The sequence below is a fragment of the Tropicimonas sp. TH_r6 genome (genome assembly GCF_033101155.1).
Taxonomy (GTDB): Bacteria; Pseudomonadota; Alphaproteobacteria; order Rhodobacterales; family Rhodobacteraceae; genus Tropicimonas.
This window is the reverse complement of sequence record NZ_JAWMPX010000009.1, coordinates 132,880-149,337: the sequence shown is the minus strand read 5'-3', so window position 1 is coordinate 149,337 and position 16,458 is coordinate 132,880. Positions and strand designations below refer to the sequence as shown.

Here is a 16,458-nt window from a genome sequence, read left to right as displayed (position 1 = left end):
CGCATGCTGCGCGGCGTGGTCTACTCGCCCTGCGATCCGTGCTTCACACCGTCGGCCTCATCCATCAGACCGCGGACCCAGCGCGCGGCCAACCAGCCGGCGGGCAGGCCCAGCGGCAGGCAGAGCCAGATCGCCAGCATCGGCGAGAGCGTCGGCAAGCCAATCGCCTGCCCCATCAGGCCGAGCATGAAGAGATTGATGGCAACGGCCGCCGCCGCGAAGGGGTATAGCAGCAGCGCAAGTTTCGCGACCGACCAGCGTCCGTCCGTCCGCGTCATCTGGCGCTCACGGGCGGAAAGGGTGTTGCACGGGCGTGTCTCGGGGGCATGTCTGCCTCTCTGCAGGAAGCGGGGATGATGCCCGATGGTCGCGCGACCCACGGCCCGCTGCCTTGACTTTCGTTAAGGCCACGGCGGGTATGCCGGCCTATTGCGAAGCTCATGTGTCCAAAGCCGCCGGCTTTCCGTCGCAGCACGGTTCACAATTGACACGAGGAATCGTCACCATGACCGCGCGTCTGAGCATCTTCTTCTCCGAGGGTTTCCGGGTTTTCTTTCTCGCTGCGGGGCTCTTTGCAGTGGTCTCCGGCCTCATTTGGGAGACATGGCTCGGCGTGCAGTATCTCGGCGGCACGATAAACGAGATGCCTTTTGCCGTTACGCCGCACCAGTGGCACGCGCATGAGATGATCTTCGGTTATGGCAGCACCGCCCTTGGCGGCTTCCTGTTGACGGCCGTGCCAAGCTGGACCGGTACGCAAGCTGCACGACACATCTTCGTCATCGTGACCGCGGGCATCTGGCTGCTCGGGCGGCTGGCGATCTGGTACTCGGGGGCTCTGCCTGCTGGGCTGGTCGCTGTGCTGGACCTGGCCTTCCTGCCGATCCTGATCGCCAAGATCGCGGCGCAACTGGCGAAGAGGCCGAAGCCGCAAAACGTGATGTTCGTTCTCTTCCTGTCGATGGTCTGGGTCGGCAACCTTCTGGTACACTTGGAATGGATGGGCCTGACCTCCGACACTCTCGACACCGGCATGCGCGCCGGGCTTCTGGGCCTGTGCTCGATGATCGCGGTGCTGGGCGGGCGCGTGACGCCGGCCTTCACCCGCAACGCGATGAAGCGCGTCGAGTTGCCGGAAAGCCGCTGGCCACACCCGACGGAAACCCTTGGCAAGCTGGGGCTGGCCTTGGCCATCGCGCTGCCGCTGACGCTGCTGTTCGGCCTGCCGGAGCGCGCAGTGGGCGCGCTCGCCATCCTGTCGGGTCTGGTGCAACTGGCGCGCCTGTCACGCTGGCGGGGACGCTGGACGCTGGGCCAGCCGATCCTGCTGGCGTTGCATCTCGGCATGGCGATGCTGGGCACCGGGCTGGTGCTCTGGGGGCTGGCCGGGTTCGGGCTGGGCAGCGAGGTCGCGGCCCTGCATCTGCTGGGCATCGGCGCCGTGGGAGGCATGACCCTCGCCGTCATGAGCCGGGCGGTGCTTGGCCATTCCGGGCGAGCGCTGATCGCGCCCGGACCGGTTGCGGTGGCCTATTTCCTTGTTGCGGCCGGCGCGGTGCTCCGCTGGATCAGTTCCGAGATGAGCGGCGATCTCTATTTCCCGCTCGTGCTGGCCTCCGGGGGCTGCTGGATCCTTGCCTTCACCCTCTACACGATTTCGGTCCTGCCAATCGTCACGGCGCCGCGCCCGGCCCGACAAGGCTGAGCGGACTCCCGTTCCCCTTCCAGCAACACGCCCTCCCCTACATCGCCTCGACAGGGGCTTGGCGGGTGAAAACAGGCACCTATCCATATGTTTTTAATAGCAATTTAGAAACACTCACCTGGCTTGACTTTCGTTAAGGCAGGCAGGCTTCCGGCCCCTCATCCTTGGCGCATCTTCAACGCTTCGCAAGGGAGCGCGCAATGCGCGATGTCATGACCAAGAGCATGGCCCGCAACATCTTCTATGGCGGGTCATTGTTCTTCATCCTCATCTTCGTGGGCCTCTCGGTCCACTCACATCTCTACATCGTCAACCATTCCACGGACGTGAACACGCTCGACGACAGCGTGGCGCGCGGCAAACGGATCTGGGAAGACAATGCCTGCATCAACTGCCACACGATCCTTGGGGAAGGCGCCTATTTCGCTCCCGAGGTTGGCAATGTGATGACCCGCTGGGGCGTTCTCGAAGACCCGGAGGGCGCGTTCGAAGCCCTGAAGGGCTGGATGGACGCCATGCCAACCGGAATCGAGGGGCGCCGCCAGATGCCGAATTTCGGCCTCTCGGATGATGAATACCGCGACCTCACCAATTTCCTGATCTGGACCGACAAGATCGACGCCCAGGACTGGCCGCCGAACGACGCCGGCTGAGCGAGAGGACCAAGAAATGAAATACCAATCACAGAAAATCGCCCTGGCCTATTTCGCTGTCGCGATGGCACTCTTCGCGGTGCAGGTCACGATGGGGCTCGTGATGGGCTGGGTCTATGTCTCGCCCAACTTCCTCGGCGAGCTGCTGCCGTTCAACATCATGCGGATGCTGCACACCAATTCGCTGATCGTCTGGCTGATCTGCGGCTTCTTCGGCGCGGCCTATTTCCTGATCCCGGAAGAGGCCGAGCGGGAGATCCACTCGACCAAGCTGGCCTATCTGCAACTGCTGATCCTCGTGGTCGGAACGGCGGGCGTGGTCGTGACCTACATGTTCAACCTGTTCGAGGGCAACTGGCTCCTGGGCAAGGAAGGGCGCGAGTTCATCGAGCAGCCCAAATGGGTCAAGGTCGGCATCGTCGTCGCCGCGCTGATCTTCCTCTACAACGTCTCGATGACGGTGCTGAAGGGCAAGAAGACCGCGATCACCAATATCCTGCTGCTCGGCCTCTGGGGGCTGGCGCTGCTGTTCCTCTTCTCCTTCTACAACCCCGAGAACCTCTCCCTCGACAAGATGTACTGGTGGTACATCGTGCACCTCTGGGTTGAAGGCGTGTGGGAATTGATCATGGCGTCGATCCTTGCCTTCCTGATGCTCAAGCTGACCGGTGTGGATCGCGAAATCGTCGAGAAATGGCTCTATGTCATCGTCGCCGCCGCGCTCTTCTCAGGCATCCTCGGGACCGGTCACCACTACTTCTGGATCGGTACGCCAGGCTACTGGCAGTGGATCGGCTCGATCTTCAGCGCGATGGAAGTTGTTCCCTTCTTCGCCATGATGGCCTTTGCCTTCGTCATGGTCTGGAAGGGCCGCCGGGACCACCCCAACAAGGCTGCGCTTCTGTGGTCGCTCGGCTGTGCCACGCTCGCTTTCTTCGGCGCCGGGGTCTGGGGCTTCATGCATACCCTGCATGGTGTGAACTACTACACCCACGGCACGCAGATCACCGCCGCCCATGGCCACCTCGCCTTCTTTGGCGCGTATGTCTCGCTCAACCTTGCCATCTTTACCTATGCCATGCCGATCCTGAAGGGCCGCGATCCCTATAACCAGGTTCTCAACATGGCATCGTTCTGGCTGATGTCGGGCGGCATGGTCTTCATGACCTTCGTGCTGACCTTTGCCGGCACGCTCCAGACCCACCTGCAACGGGTGAATGGCGAGTATTTCATGGACGTGCAGGACCAGCTGGCGCTGTTCTACTGGATGCGGTTCGGCTCCGGCATCGCGGTCGTGCTCGGGGTGCTGCTCTTCATCTACGCGGTCTGCGTTCCCCGCAAGGAAATCATCGACGCCGGTGACACCGCCGACGTTCCGGCCGAGTGATCGAAATGGATGGATCCATGACACAGACACCGGAGGGGGCGGCGAAGGCCCCCTTCTACCTGCCCCAATCCGACGAATGCGCGGTCTTCGAGGCAGCCCATGCGAACAATCTGCCGGTCCTGCTGAAGGGGCCGACCGGTTGCGGCAAGACCCGCTTCGTCACCCATATGGCGCAGCGGCTCGGCCGCAAGCTTTACACCGTCGCCTGCCACGATGACCTGGCAGCGGCGGACCTGATCGGGCGCTACCTGCTCAAGGGCGGCGAGACCGTCTGGGTGGATGGCCCGTTGACCCGTGCGGTCAGGGAAGGCGCGATCTGCTATCTCGACGAGGTGGTGGAGGCGCGCAAGGACGTGACAGTCGTATTGCATCCACTCACGGACGACCGTCGTATCCTTCCCATCGACCGCACGGGCGAGGAGTTGGAGGCCGCACCGGGCTTCATGCTCGTCGCCTCCTACAATCCCGGCTACCAGAATATCCTGAAGACGCTGAAGCCCTCCACGCGGCAGCGCTTTATCTCGCTGGAATTCGATTTCCCGGCACCGGACCTGGAAGTCCGGGTCGTGGCGCAGGAAAGCGGCCTTGGCGAGGAGCAGGTGCGTGCGCTCGTGCGCCTTGCCGGCAAGCTGCGCGCGCTCAAGGGGCAGGACCTCGAAGAGGGCGTCTCGACCCGTCTGGTCGTCTATGCCGGCATGCTGATTGCGCGGGGCATGGGCGTCGAACGGGCCGTGCTTGCCGCGATGATCGAGCCACTGACCGATGACGAGGACGTCAAACGCGGTTTGCTCGACCTCGTCACGGCCGTGTTCGGGTAGGACCGGAACCATGAGCGGGGTCGCGTTCGAGCCATGGGAACCCGAGGAAACCGTCGGGAAACTGTGGCACGCCTTTGCCAGCCGCCTCGATGCGCCCGAGGAGCACCACGGCGCCGCCGTCGATCTCTCCGAGGTCTCCGGGCGGCTGGCGGTCCTGTTTCGCGGGTTGGGAGGCAGCCATGCGGTCGAGCTGCGCCCGGTCTCCAACGAGATATCCCGCCACAGGCTGAGCTTCCTGCGCCGCCTCGGGACCGAGATCGAGACCACGCCGCGCGCGAGTTTCGACGGTGAAATCCTCCGCTTGCCAGCCCGCCTCGCGGTCTTTCCGACCCGCGAGGCCAATGCCGCGCTCTATCTCTGGCTGACGGCGGCCATCGCACACGCCCCCGACCGGATCGCCGAGGAGGACCCCCTGCGCGCCGACCTGCGCGCCTTGCAGGCGGCCAACCGCATGACCGGCGCAGCTCTGGACGCCGCCCCCGGCCTGCGCGACCTCCACACAGCCCTGTGCGACGGCACGTTGCACCAGAGACCCACGCCCACGCTGCCGGTCACCGAGGCCCGCATCGAGATGCTCCTGCGGCACATGCTCGGCGATCCGGCAGCCCTCCCGCCCGAAGTGCAAGCGCTTCAAGATGCCATGATCTCGGGCGAGCTCTCCGGCATCACGGCTCCGCGCGGCTATCGTCCATTTCGTCCGGTGCCGCTCTGGCCCGACCTGCGCGAAGTGGTTTTCTCGGCCGGGGATGACGTGGAGACGCGCGAGACGGATGGCACGTCCGAGGAGGCCGGCGACAAGACGGTTCGCGCCCGCCGCCGTCAGGCCGACCAGGCCGAACGGCAGGACAGCCTGATCCTGCACAAGTTCGAAGCGATCCTGAGCTGGGCGGAGTTCCTGAACCTCAACCGCCGCGTCGATGACGACGAAAATGACGATGCGAAAAAAGCCGCTGACGATCAGGACGAAATCGGACTGGGCCAGATTTCCAAGGCTCCGGCCACGCGTCTGAAACTGCATCTCGATCTCGCCCCCGAGGATGTGGATCGCGAGCGGCTCTCCGCGAAATGCACCTATCCGGAATGGGACGCCCGCACCGGATCCTACCTTCCGGATCATGTCCGCGTTCTGGCCAGCACCGCCGAAGCCCGCCCGGAATTCGAAGACTACGCGCGCGACCCGCGATCCGCCCGGCGCATCCGGTCGGTGAAACGCCAGTTCGAGGCGCTGCGCCCGGGACGCGTGACCACGCGCGGCCACCTGGACGGCGATGCGCTCGATCTTGACGCCACGGTCCGCGCGCAGGTCGACTGGCGCGCGACCGGGCGCGGCACGCAGAGGATATGGACCCAGTCCCGGCCCGAGGCGCGCGACCTTGCGGTTTCCATCCTGCTCGACGTGTCGCGCTCGACCGAGAGCGCGGTGTCCGGGCGCGCGGTGATCGATATCGAGCGCGAGGCGCTGGACGCGATGGCCTGGGGGCTGGATGCCTGCGGCGATGATTTCGCCATCAACGCCTTTTCCTCGCTCAAACGGCACCGGGTCTATGTTCAGAATTGCAAACGCTTCGATGAACCGATGTCACGCATCGTCGAGGAACGGATCGGCGGGTTGAGGCCCGGCTTCTACACCCGGCTCGGAGCGGCGATGCGGCATGCCAGTGCCGAACTCGCGACGCAGACACGCAAACGCAAGTTGCTGCTGATGATCACCGACGGCAAGCCCAACGATCTGGACCATTACGAGGGGCGCCACGGCATCGAGGACACCCGCATGGCCGTGCGCGAGGCGCGCCGCGCCGGGCAATCCGTCTTCGGCGTGACCGTCGACAAGAGCGCAAAAAGCTGGTTCCCGCGGCTCTTCGGCCAAGGCGGCTTCGAGGTCGTCGCAGATCCCGACAAGCTCACACAAGCCTTGCCGCAGATCTATCGACACCTGATCGGAGCGTGACAATGCCCGGTCAGGGTCCGCCGGATACCGGGCATCCGCTGGAAGACCTTCCCGGCGAGCTCCTGATCTGGGTGCTGATTGTCAGCGAGTTGCTCGTGTTTGGCGCCGGGTTGGCCGCTTTCCTCGGGGTGCGCATCACCGACCCGCAAGGGTTTGCCGATGCTCAGGATCACCTGCACCGTACAGGAGCGGCCCTCAATACGGTGGTCCTGGTGACAAGCGGCTATCTCGCGGCCCGGGCATTGCACTTGCGCCAGAGCGCGCGACGGGGCGCGGCGCGGTGGCACCTTGTCCTGGCAATGGCGCTCGGGGCGGTCTTCCTGATCATCAAGGGCATCGAATTCATCGACAAGGCGGCGCAGGGGATCGGGGTCGAGACCCACCCGTTCTTCATGTTCTACTACCTTCTCACCGGGTTTCACGCCGCCCATGTTCTGGCCGGGATCGTCATCCTCGGATTGGTCGCCATCTGGGACGACGCCCATAATATCGAGACCGGCGCTGCCTTCTGGCACATGGTGGACCTTGTCTGGGTCCTGCTGTTCCCCGTGATCTACCTGCTTGCATGAGGCCGCTCGTGACACCGACCCCCCTCACCCGCGCCTGGCTGATCCTGCTGCTCCTGAGCGGCGCATCCGCACTCATCGCGGCGCTTGTCGCTCAGAGCTTCGCACCGGCAGCACTGGGCGCGGTGATCCTGTTTCTGGCCTGGATGAAATCGCGTGTGATCCTGTCGTGGTATCTCGGTCTGCGGCAGGCCCCGGCCTGGCGGGCCGGGTTCAACTGGGTCCTGGCTCTCTATTGCCTGATTCTGCTCGGATTGTACCTGATCCCGGCACTGGGCAGTTGAACCCAAGCCGCGTCAGGTCGCTTTGTTCCAGGACAGGGCCGGATCGGACTCGGAGAAGTCCCGCAAACGGTCGATATCGTCGATCACGGCTTCGCTGCGCACAATGCGCACGCCCACCGGCTTGAGCTTGCTGAAGGCCCGGGAGAGGCTTTCAGGTTTCATACCCAAACGACCGGCAATCAGCACCTTGTCATACGGCAAGGTCACCACGCAGCGGCCACTTTCCTTCTCGCAGATTTCCAGCAGGAACTCGGCCACGCGCTGTGCGCCCGTGCGGGCCTTCAACTGCTCGAGCTGGGAGACAAGGGAGTGCAGATGCGTGAAGGTCGAGGCAAGCACCGACACGCCGACCTCCGGGTCCTTGCGCATCATCTCCATCAGGGCGCTGGTCGGTATCTGGATCAGTTCGCAGGCGGTAACGGCCTCGGCGGAAACCGGGTATTTGTTGTTGCGAAAGGCAACGGCCTCGCCGAAGCTCTCCCCCTTGGTAAAGACCGACACAACCGCCTCGCCGCCATTGGACGAAACCCGGAAGAGCTTCACCCAACCCTCGATCACGATGTGAACGGAACGGGCGACTTCTCCGTGCAGAAACAGCGTCTCGCCCCGATCATAGCTGTGCCAGCTGGACATTGCCATCAGCGGGTCAATGTAATCCTCAGGAAAACTTTTCAAAAGCAAAGAGTTGCGCGCAATTCGCTTGCGTCGTTCATTCGGCATCCCGGACGTCCTCCAAAGCCCCTTTCGATGTGCGAAAAAGGGGGCAGCGACTGTTCGCGTCAATTATCTTGCATGGTTTTTCAGCACAGTCCAATGGATCGGGACACCCAGTGTCGCTTACGGCTGCGGTGACAGAGGACGCAAGGGCGGGCATGGGAGCATCGCCCCGCGCCCTCGCTGTTGCCAATACAACGCTGGAAAGGACCGCTGCATTGACGCCTTGCGGGAAGAACGCCGGTGATCCAAGGGGGGATTGTCCGCACATTCCTGACGATCGCGTTGGCCCGGCGTCTCGGCTTTGATCGTCAGGCAGATAGAACGGCCAATTGCCGAGCCGCCAAAAGGGGGAGACAGATACAAATGGAATGCCGCTCGGAAAGATCAGTGGCCGTCCAGCGACAACCCAACCGACAATTCCAGATCCTTTATTTCCGAGACCATGCGCGTAGATTGTCCCGACCCGCCGACCACACCCGTCACAGCGGTGCCGGAGATATTGATCGGGGATTCGGAAACACCGTCGCTCGCCGGAGGCGAATATCCACTGGGACTACAGCCGGCCAACCCAATGATGACCGCGGCGACACCCAACCAATCCCGGATCATTGCACGTCTCCTAACAACCTTGCTCGCCTTCATGGGAGATGTGTCTCCTACCAAACCCGGAACCACACCGAAACCGAAATAAGGGCCGGCAGGCTGACAACGGAACGGTTGGCGCTGGTGTTCTGCGACAGTTCCGACATGATCGCCACCGCGGACTGTCCCGCTCCGAGACCCGTCGCGACTTCGCTTTTGGAGGAGGGAAACCTTGGCACCATGAACACGGACGGGCGCGCTCCCCTCCGGTCAACCGAAGATCCTGTTGCAAACAACGTCCCGTCGGGCGATTCACTCTAAAGGCGAGCAACGCATTCACGGACGCCACACAATGAGACGGTGGAACCTGACATGAGACATCACGACCTACCTTCGACACGGCAGGATACCGGCCCCACCCGCACACGTTTCCTTGGCCTGGCGTTCTTGCCGCTGCTGCTGGGTCTGCTCTTTTTCGCCGCCTCCCTGACGCCGTCGCTGATCCCCCGCCCCTGGGTCCTGCAAGGCATCCTGGCTGGTCTGGTGACGGCTATCGGCTACGCCATCGGTCAGTTCGCACATGCTGTCTGGCAGGGCCTGGAACTGCCGAACCTGCCGGCGCGGGGGGTGCGTATCCTGTGCCTGCTCCTGGCGCTCCCTGTGCTGGGGACGCTGTTCTGGACATTGCTGCACGCCGCAGAGTGGCAGAACTCGACCCGGGTTCTCTTCGGAATGGAGCCCTTGGAGGCCTTCAGTTCGCTGGGAATCCTCGGGGTCGCCACCGCGGTTTTCATCGTTTGCTTTCTGCTCGGCTGGGCGACCCAATGGCTGTTCGACTGGATCCGGCGCCGGCTCTATCGGATCATGCCGATGCGGTTGGCGAATGTCCTTGGGCTCGTTCTCGCGGCATTGATCGTCTTCGTGGTGACCCGGGATGGGGTTGTCCAATCCGGCTTCGACCTGGCGGACGAGTCCTATGCCGCGGCGCAGGACCTGTTCGCGGATGCGCCGCCTGCGCCCACGGACCCCCGGTTTGTCGGCGGGCCGGACTCCCTTGTCGACTGGGGTGCGATGGGGCAACCGGGACGAAACTACGTCCTGAACGGGCCGGATGCGCAAGCGATTTCGGCCTTCAGCGGCCGCGACGCCATGGATCCGATCCGGGTCTATGTCGGGCGGGCGCAGGACGATTCCCCGCAGGCGCGCGCCGAACTGGCGCTCGAGGAGCTCAAGCGGCTTGGTGCTTTTGACCGCAAAGTCCTGATTGTCGCCAGCCCGACCGGCACCGGCTGGCTCGATCCGGGCGGGCACGAGCCTTTGGAGTTCATGCATGACGGCGACATAGCGACCGTGGCCGTTCAGTATTCCTTTCTTCAGTCGCCCCTGGCGCTGATCTTCGAGACGCAGTCGGGCCTGGATCAGGCAACCGCCACCATGCGGACGATCTATGCCCACTGGACCACACTGCCGCCGGAGTCGCGACCGAGATTCTACATGCACGGGATCAGCCTCGGCGCCTGGTCGTCGATGTACTCGTTCAACGTCTACCGGGTCCTCAACGACCCGATCGATGGTGCGCTCTGGACCGGACCGCCCTTCCCCTCGGCACAGTGGAACGCGGCCGTCGCGGCCCGAAATCCCGACTCTCCATACGTCTTGCCGACGGTCGGCAGCGGTCAACTCGTCCGGTTTGCATCGCAATATGGTGGAATAGATCGCTCCCCCGGGCCATGGGGCCGCATACGCCTTGCCTTCCTGCAGCACGCCTCCGATGCAATCGTGTTCTATGAACCGGCCTCGCTCTGGCGGGCGCCCGAATGGATGAAGGAACCACGCGCGGCGGATGTCTCGCCAAAGATCCGCTTCATTCCGGTGGTCACGCAGTTGCAACTGGCGCTCGACATGGCGCTGGCATTGGGTGTGCCCGGCGGCTACGGCCACAATTACATCGCGCATGACTATATCGACCCCTGGGCGTCCGTGACCGCCCCCGAGGGATGGAACGGAGAGACAAGCGCCCGCCTGAAGGAATGGTGCGGGCAGGAGTGGGGTCAGGGGTGCCGACGAAAATGATCTGGTGGATCCTCGCGGGCGTGGCGGCGATCCTGCTGTTCTTTGCACTGAACACGTTTCGCCACGCCGTCGGGATCTCGACACTCGATGACACGCCCAAAAGGCGCGAGGAGCGGCTGGAATCCCACTGGCGTATCCTGCGCCCGGAGGGATCGGGGCCCTTCCCGGCGGCCATTCTGCTGTCGGGGTGCGACGGCGTGCGGGATAACATGACCTATTGGGCAGAGCGGTTCGTCGCCTCGGGTCGGCTCGCGCTGATCGTCGACAGCCACACGCCGCGCGGTCTGGACCAGCTCGAAAGCTGGCGGCTTGTCTGCGCCGGACAGGCCCTGCCCGGGGCCGAACGCGCCGGTGACCTTGCGGTGGCGCTGAACGCCCTTGGGCAGCGCGCGGACGTGACCGATGACGTGGTTGTCCTCGGCGCGTCGCATGGCGGATGGACGGCGATGGAGTTCGTCGCCGAAGCGTCTTCCGGCGAGGTGCCCCCGGGGCTGACCAAATGGCCCGCCCCGCCTGAAAGCCTGCTGGAGAGCGTGACCGCAATGGTGTTGCTCTACCCGTATTGCGGGCTGCTGAACGGCGCGGACAAGGCACCCTGGCCGACGGACCTGCCTGTGCTGATGGTCCTCGCCGAAGAGGATCGCATCGTGGATACGGACGATTGCCTTGCCATGGCCGAGACCCTTCACGCGGGCGGGGCCAAAATCGAGACAGAGGTACTCGCGGGGGCCGGGCACGGGTTCGATCAGCAGGAGAAATCTCCCCTGTCGAGCCTGACCTTCGACGCCTCACAGCGCGATCACACAGAAACCCTTGCCAACGGTTTTTTGCGGCGTGTCACCGGACACCCGTAATTGGCTGCGAGATTTGCGCTCCATTAGGGGACCTTCCGATTGAGAGGGGGGTCGATCTCAAAGAAACACGTATCCAATGCCGTGAACGGTGATGATGATTTCCGGATCTTTCGGGTCGCGTTCGATCTTTTTCCGCAGGCGCCCGACGAGAACATCAACCGTCCTGTCGAACGGGTCACGCTCCCGACCGCTCAAGGCGTCCAGCAGGGCGTCGCGTTGCATGACCCGTCCGCGGTTGCGCAGAAGGGCCAGCAGGAGTTCGAACTCGCCGCGGGTCAGGTGGACGTCGCTGCCATCGGGCGCTGCGAGCCTGCGGGCGGCAGGCGTGAGCGTCCAACCATTGAAATCGTGGACCAGTTCCTGACCTTCAGCCACCGCCTGTTCCGAACGCCCCACACGGCGCAGGATATTGTTTGCACGGGCCAGCAACTCGCGGGGATTGTAGGGCTTGTCGATATAGTCATCCGCACCGATTTCCAGCGCGACGATCCGGTCGACATCCTCGGTTTTTGAGCTGATGACAATGACCGGAAGGTCGGAGCTGCGCCGCAACTCCCGCAACAGGCTCAACCCGTCCCGCCCCGGCAGGCGGATGTCGAGGCAAAGCAGGTCCACATTGGCCTTGCGCAGGGCCATGTCCATCTCGTCGCCATTGCTGGCCTTGAGCACCCGAAACCCCTCGACCTCGAAATAGCCGGCCATGAGTTCGAGGCTGGTCAGATCATCCTCGACGATCAGTACGCGCTTTGGCGCATCCATCTGCATCCCCCTACTTTTCACAACCTGTTTACAATTTTCTACAGCCCATTCAAATCCGGAAAACAGCGGATTTACAGCGACCCTTTATCCAGTCCTCGACGCAGGTGCAGGCGGACGGTCCGTTGCGCCGTTTTCAGGAGTAGTGCGGCATGAAACGGATCTGGAACTGGCTGTGGACACCGTCCGGGGTCCTGTCGAGCGGCGTGCTTCTGCTGATCGGAGGGCTTGTGATGATGCTCTTGCTGGTGGGCGGGCATTCGGCGCTGAAGGCAACCGAGACCACGGAGTTCTGCGTCTCCTGTCACGAACTTGCGCCCGCCTATGAGGAGTACAAGCTCTCGGCGCACTATTCCAACGCCTCCGGGGTTCAGGCAGGCTGCCCGGATTGCCACGTTCCCAAAGCCTTCATTCCGTCGGTGGTCGATCATTACCGGGCGCTTGGCGAAGCCTACAGTTCGTGGACGGGCAAGATCGACACGCCAGAGAAATACGAGACTCACCGGCTCGAGATGGCCGAACGTGTCTGGGACGAGATGAAGTCCAGCGACTCGCGCGAATGCCGCTCCTGCCATGTCGACCACGCGATGGATTTCGAGAAACAGACCCCGGAAGCAGCCAAATCGATGCAAGCCGGCTTCGCGAATGGCGATACCTGTATCGATTGCCACAAGGGGATCGCCCACAAGCTGCCGGACATGTCGCAAGGCTACAAGAAGACATTCGAGGACCTGACGGCCAGGGCCGTCGACCAGGGAGCAAAGGCGGACGAGCTCTACGTGCTCAGGACCAAGCCGCATTATGGCAGCGCAGAAGATGCGAAGGCTGGCGACAGCGCCTCCGGTCAGATCCTGGCCGCGTCCCATCTGACGGTTCTGGAGCGCGACGGTGAAACCCTGAAAGTGCGGGTCGATGGCTGGCAGCAGGATGGCGTGGACAAGGTGATCTATGAATTGCGCGGGCATCGGATCTTCACCGCGACCGCGAAGAAGAGTGCCGTGGAGCGCATCGAACGGCACGCAACCGAAACCGATCCGGATACCGATCTCGTCTGGCACCAGGTCAGCATGGATGTCTGGGTGGACAAGACGGACCTGCTCGACAATCTCGACGACCTCTGGGCCTACGGCGCCGAGATGAACAACGCGAGTTGCGGGGTCTGTCACGGGGCGGTGCCCGCCGAACACCTGCTGGCCAACCAGTGGATCGGCACGCTCAAGGCGATGGAACGGTTCATCGCCCTCGACAAGGAACAGTACCGGTTCCTGCAGAAATACCTGCAAATGCATGCCAGCGACACTGGCGGCGCAGGCGCGGGTCACTGACCGACCCAAGGGTGGCCCACTTGCAGCCAAGGCAAGTGGCCGACCGCAGCCGGCCGGCGGAGGCTCCCGCCGGCCGAACTGTCTTTCGAGAGGCGGCACGCGGCCGCGCCGTTTACAACCTGTTTGCAAAATTTTACAGCCGGTTCACCGCCTTCCGGAACCCTGTTTACAGCGTCGCAATAGGCTTTGCGCATGCGCGCAGCGCTGGAATCGGACCGCCGGGTTCCAACGGAGGTCCATCGCCGCTGCGCCGGGAGAGATAAACCGTATCAGCGGAGGGCGGATCATGTCCGGCAAAGACCATACACAAATCTCAAGACGCGGCGTTCTGAAGGGCGCAACGGCACTTGGAGCGCTCGGGCTGCTGGCGCCATCGGCCTGGGTGAACCCGGCCCGCGCCGCCGTCGCGGATGGCGAAGTGCTGACGGGCTCGCATTGGGGGGCCTTCTACGCCAAGGTCGAAGGCGGCAAATGGGTGGATGTGCGCCCGTGGGAAAGCGATCCGCATCCCTCGCACCAGCTTCCGGGCATCATGGACTCCGTCATGTCGCCGACGCGGATTCAATATCCGATGGTTCGCCGCGCCTTCCTCGAAGGCGGCCCGGGTGCCGCGCCCGAAACCCGCGGCATGAACGACTTCGTCCGTGTCAGCTGGGACGATGCGCTCGAACTGGTCTCCGGCGAGTTGAAGCGCGTGTCCGACACCTACGGTCCGACGGGCATTTTCGGCGGGTCCTATGGCTGGAAAAGCTCGGGCAAGCTGCACAATTGCCAGAGCCTGATGCGGCGGATGCTGAATGTCGGCCTGAACGGATCCTTCGTGAACGCGAGCGGAGACTATTCCACCGGCGCCAGCCAGATTATCATGCCGCATGTCATGGGCACGCTGGAAGTCTACGAGCAGCAGACCGTCTGGCCGGTGGTCGTGGAATCGACCGATGTGCTGGTCTTCTGGGGCGCGGACCCGGTCCGCACCAACCAGATCGGCTGGACCGTGGCCGATCACGACGGCTATGTCGGCCTCGAAGAATTCAAGAAAACCGGCAAGAAAGTCATCTGCATCGACCCGTGGAAATCGCACACGGCGAAATTCTTCGACGCCGAGTGGATTCCGATCCGGCCGCATACCGACGTCGCAATGATGCTCGGCATTGCCCATACGCTTTACACCGAAGAGCTGCATGACGTCGACTTCCTCGACGAATACACCTCGGGCTTCGACAAGTTCCTGCCCTACCTTCTGGGCGAGACCGACGACACGCCGAAGACGGCGGAATGGGCCTCCGAGATCTGTGAAGTGCCCGCCGAGCAGATCAAGGAACTGGCGCGCCTCTTCCAGTCCAACCGCACCATGCTCAGCTCGGGTTGGTCGATCCAGCGGCAGCACCATGGCGAGCAATCGCACTGGATGCTGGTCACGCTCGCCTCCATGCTCGGCCAGATCGGCTTGCCGGGCGGTGGCTTCGGCCTCTCCTACCACTATGCCAATGGCGGCGCGCCCTCGGCCAATTCGATTGTTCTCCCCGGCATCAGCGACGGTGGCGGAGCTGTGGAAGGGGCTGCCTGGATGACCGATGCCGGCGCGGCGTCGATCCCGGTCTCCCGCGTTGCCGAAATGATCCTGAACCCCGGCAAGGAGTTCAACTTCAACGGCAAGACCCAGACCTTCCCGGAAGTGAAGATGGTCTACTGGGTCGGCGGCAACCCCTTTGCCCACCATCCCAGCACGCAGGAGCTTATCGAAGGCTGGAAACGGCTCGAAACGGTTGTCGTGCAGGACTTCCAGTGGACGCCGACGGCGCGCATGGCCGATATCGTGTTGCCCGCGACCTCGTCCTACGAGCGCAACGACATCGAGAATGTCGGCGATTACTCGGCCCGCGCCATCGTGGCGATGAAGCAGGTGATCGAGCCAATGTACGAGGCCCGCAACGATTTCGACATCTTCGCCGACCTTTCCGAGAAATTCGGCGCGCGGGACAAGTTCACCGAAGGCAAGGACGAGATGGCCTGGATCAAGGGCTTCTACGAGTCCGCCGCCGAACAGGCACCGGCACGTGGCATCGAAGTGCCTGGCTTCGACGATTTCTGGGAGGCCGGGGTCATCGAGTTCGAGATCCCCGAAGCCAACAAGCAGTTCGTGCGCTATGCCGATTTCCGCGAAGATCCGCTGCTTGAACCGCTCGGGACGCCGTCCGGCCTGATCGAGATCTTCTCGCGGAATATCGAGAAGATGGGCTATGACGATTGCCCGCCGCATCCGATGTGGATGGAACCGATCGAACGGCTGGGAACCGGGTCGAAATTCCCGTTCCACCTCGACACCGCCCACCCGGACTCGCGCCTGCACTCGCAGCTCAATGGCACGAAACTGCGCGAGACCTACGCGGTTGCCGGGCGCGAGCCTTGCCTGATCAACCCGGTCGATGCGGAATCGCGCGGGATTGCCGATGGCGATATCGTGCGGGTCTTCAACGACCGTGGTGCGATCCTCGCCGGCGCAATCGTCACAGACGAGATCCGCCCGAACGTGATCCGGATCTCCGAAGGCGGCTGGTACAGCCCGGCGGCCGGCGCGGAAGCGGGAACGCTCTGTGAGTATGGCGACGTCAACATGCTGACGGTCGGCATCGGCACGTCCAGCCTTGCGCAAGGCAATTGCGGCCACACAGCGGTGGTGGATGTCGAGAAATTCACCGGAGAAGCAGGCGACCCGGTGGTGTTCACCACCCCGGCCGAAGGCTGACACGGGAGATGGCGGGGGGCGAACACGGCCCCCGCCACCCCCCT

Annotated in this window: 15 protein-coding genes; 11 read left to right on the top strand and 4 right to left on the bottom strand. The window is 63.4% G+C overall.

Annotated elements, in window-relative coordinates; genetic code table 11:
* Nucleotides 1-20: 20 nt before the first annotated feature.
* Nucleotides 21-278, bottom strand: coding sequence for a hypothetical protein (locus tag R3X27_RS11335; RefSeq protein WP_317708969.1), 258 nt, complete (start codon nt 276-278; stop codon nt 21-23).
* A gap of 227 nt (nt 279-505) precedes the next feature.
* Here R3X27_RS11335 and R3X27_RS11330 point away from each other — a divergent pair, with 227 nt between their 5' ends.
* From R3X27_RS11330 to R3X27_RS11300, 7 genes are all read left to right on the top strand, one after another.
* Complete coding sequence (locus tag R3X27_RS11330; protein ID WP_317708968.1) at nt 506-1,705, top strand: NnrS family protein; 1,200 nt, start codon at nt 506-508, stop codon at nt 1,703-1,705.
* A 200-nt stretch (nt 1,706-1,905) separates the two neighbouring features.
* The gene (locus R3X27_RS11325) at nt 1,906-2,358 is read left to right on the top strand and encodes a cytochrome c (RefSeq protein ID WP_317708967.1); all 453 of its coding nucleotides are present in this window, start codon (nt 1,906-1,908) and stop codon (nt 2,356-2,358) included.
* Nucleotides 2,359-2,374: 16 nt separating this feature from the next.
* Entirely contained in the window at nt 2,375-3,745 is a 1,371-nt protein-coding gene (locus R3X27_RS11320) for a cbb3-type cytochrome c oxidase subunit I (RefSeq protein WP_317708966.1), read from the top strand.
* Between the two features lie 5 nt (nt 3,746-3,750).
* Nucleotides 3,751-4,563, top strand: a complete 813-nt coding sequence (locus R3X27_RS11315; protein ID WP_317708965.1) for a CbbQ/NirQ/NorQ/GpvN family protein — start codon at nt 3,751-3,753, stop codon at nt 4,561-4,563.
* A 10-nt stretch (nt 4,564-4,573) separates the two neighbouring features.
* Nucleotides 4,574-6,511: a nitric oxide reductase activation protein NorD gene (locus R3X27_RS11310; protein ID WP_317708964.1), complete on the top strand. Its 1,938-nt coding sequence runs from the start codon at nt 4,574-4,576 to the stop codon at nt 6,509-6,511.
* Between the two features lie 2 nt (nt 6,512-6,513).
* Nucleotides 6,514-7,080 (top strand): cytochrome c oxidase subunit 3, encoded by a 567-nt coding sequence (locus tag R3X27_RS11305; RefSeq protein WP_317708963.1) that lies wholly within the window; start codon nt 6,514-6,516, stop codon nt 7,078-7,080.
* Nucleotides 7,081-7,088: 8 nt separating this feature from the next.
* Nucleotides 7,089-7,361 (top strand): hypothetical protein, encoded by a 273-nt coding sequence (locus R3X27_RS11300; protein WP_317708962.1) that lies wholly within the window; start codon nt 7,089-7,091, stop codon nt 7,359-7,361.
* Nucleotides 7,362-7,373: 12 nt separating this feature from the next.
* Here the strand turns inward: R3X27_RS11300 and R3X27_RS11295 are convergent, their stop codons facing one another.
* Both R3X27_RS11295 and R3X27_RS11290 read right to left on the bottom strand, forming a co-directional pair.
* Nucleotides 7,374-8,000: a Crp/Fnr family transcriptional regulator gene (locus R3X27_RS11295; protein ID WP_317708961.1), complete on the bottom strand. Its 627-nt coding sequence runs from the start codon at nt 7,998-8,000 to the stop codon at nt 7,374-7,376.
* A 462-nt stretch (nt 8,001-8,462) separates the two neighbouring features.
* Entirely contained in the window at nt 8,463-8,687 is a 225-nt protein-coding gene (locus R3X27_RS11290; RefSeq protein WP_317708960.1) for a hypothetical protein, read from the bottom strand.
* Nucleotides 8,688-9,032: 345 nt separating this feature from the next.
* On the opposite strand from R3X27_RS11290, the gene R3X27_RS11285 reads away from it, so the two are divergent.
* The gene (locus tag R3X27_RS11285; RefSeq protein ID WP_317708959.1) at nt 9,033-10,733 is read left to right on the top strand and encodes an alpha/beta hydrolase; all 1,701 of its coding nucleotides are present in this window, start codon (nt 9,033-9,035) and stop codon (nt 10,731-10,733) included.
* Entirely contained in the window at nt 10,730-11,587 is an 858-nt protein-coding gene (locus tag R3X27_RS11280) for a dienelactone hydrolase family protein (RefSeq protein ID WP_317708958.1), read from the top strand. Before R3X27_RS11285 ends, R3X27_RS11280 begins: the two co-directional genes overlap by 4 nt.
* A 57-nt stretch (nt 11,588-11,644) precedes the next feature.
* Here the strand turns inward: R3X27_RS11280 and R3X27_RS11275 are convergent, their stop codons facing one another.
* Nucleotides 11,645-12,346 carry a response regulator gene (locus R3X27_RS11275; RefSeq protein WP_317708957.1) on the bottom strand — a complete coding sequence of 234 codons (702 nt, stop codon included), beginning with the start codon at nt 12,344-12,346 and terminating at the stop codon, nt 11,645-11,647.
* Between the two features lie 149 nt (nt 12,347-12,495).
* Here R3X27_RS11275 and R3X27_RS11270 point away from each other — a divergent pair, with 149 nt between their 5' ends.
* Nucleotides 12,496-13,668: a NapC/NirT family cytochrome c gene (locus R3X27_RS11270; protein ID WP_317708956.1), complete on the top strand. Its 1,173-nt coding sequence runs from the start codon at nt 12,496-12,498 to the stop codon at nt 13,666-13,668.
* A gap of 286 nt (nt 13,669-13,954) precedes the next feature.
* Nucleotides 13,955-16,414, top strand: a complete 2,460-nt coding sequence (gene torA, locus R3X27_RS11265) for a trimethylamine-N-oxide reductase TorA (RefSeq protein ID WP_317708955.1) — start codon at nt 13,955-13,957, stop codon at nt 16,412-16,414.
* Nucleotides 16,415-16,458: the final 44 nt, after the last annotated feature.

Coding starts and splice junctions, on each gene's coding strand:
- R3X27_RS11335 (WP_317708969.1), bottom strand. CDS start 278: ATGACGCGGACGGACGGACGCTGGTCGGTCGCGAAACTTGCGCTGCTG.
- R3X27_RS11330 (WP_317708968.1), top strand. CDS start 506: ATGACCGCGCGTCTGAGCATCTTCTTCTCCGAGGGTTTCCGGGTTTTC.
- R3X27_RS11325 (WP_317708967.1), top strand. CDS start 1,906: ATGCGCGATGTCATGACCAAGAGCATGGCCCGCAACATCTTCTATGGC.
- R3X27_RS11320 (WP_317708966.1), top strand. CDS start 2,375: ATGAAATACCAATCACAGAAAATCGCCCTGGCCTATTTCGCTGTCGCG.
- R3X27_RS11315 (WP_317708965.1), top strand. CDS start 3,751: ATGGATGGATCCATGACACAGACACCGGAGGGGGCGGCGAAGGCCCCC.
- R3X27_RS11310 (WP_317708964.1), top strand. CDS start 4,574: ATGAGCGGGGTCGCGTTCGAGCCATGGGAACCCGAGGAAACCGTCGGG.
- R3X27_RS11305 (WP_317708963.1), top strand. CDS start 6,514: ATGCCCGGTCAGGGTCCGCCGGATACCGGGCATCCGCTGGAAGACCTT.
- R3X27_RS11295 (WP_317708961.1), bottom strand. CDS start 8,000: ATGGCAATGTCCAGCTGGCACAGCTATGATCGGGGCGAGACGCTGTTT.
- R3X27_RS11290 (WP_317708960.1), bottom strand. CDS start 8,687: ATGATCCGGGATTGGTTGGGTGTCGCCGCGGTCATCATTGGGTTGGCC.
- R3X27_RS11285 (WP_317708959.1), top strand. CDS start 9,033: ATGAGACATCACGACCTACCTTCGACACGGCAGGATACCGGCCCCACC.
- R3X27_RS11280 (WP_317708958.1), top strand. CDS start 10,730: ATGATCTGGTGGATCCTCGCGGGCGTGGCGGCGATCCTGCTGTTCTTT.
- R3X27_RS11275 (WP_317708957.1), bottom strand. CDS start 12,346: ATGGATGCGCCAAAGCGCGTACTGATCGTCGAGGATGATCTGACCAGC.
- R3X27_RS11270 (WP_317708956.1), top strand. CDS start 12,496: ATGAAACGGATCTGGAACTGGCTGTGGACACCGTCCGGGGTCCTGTCG.
- torA (WP_317708955.1), top strand. CDS start 13,955: ATGTCCGGCAAAGACCATACACAAATCTCAAGACGCGGCGTTCTGAAG.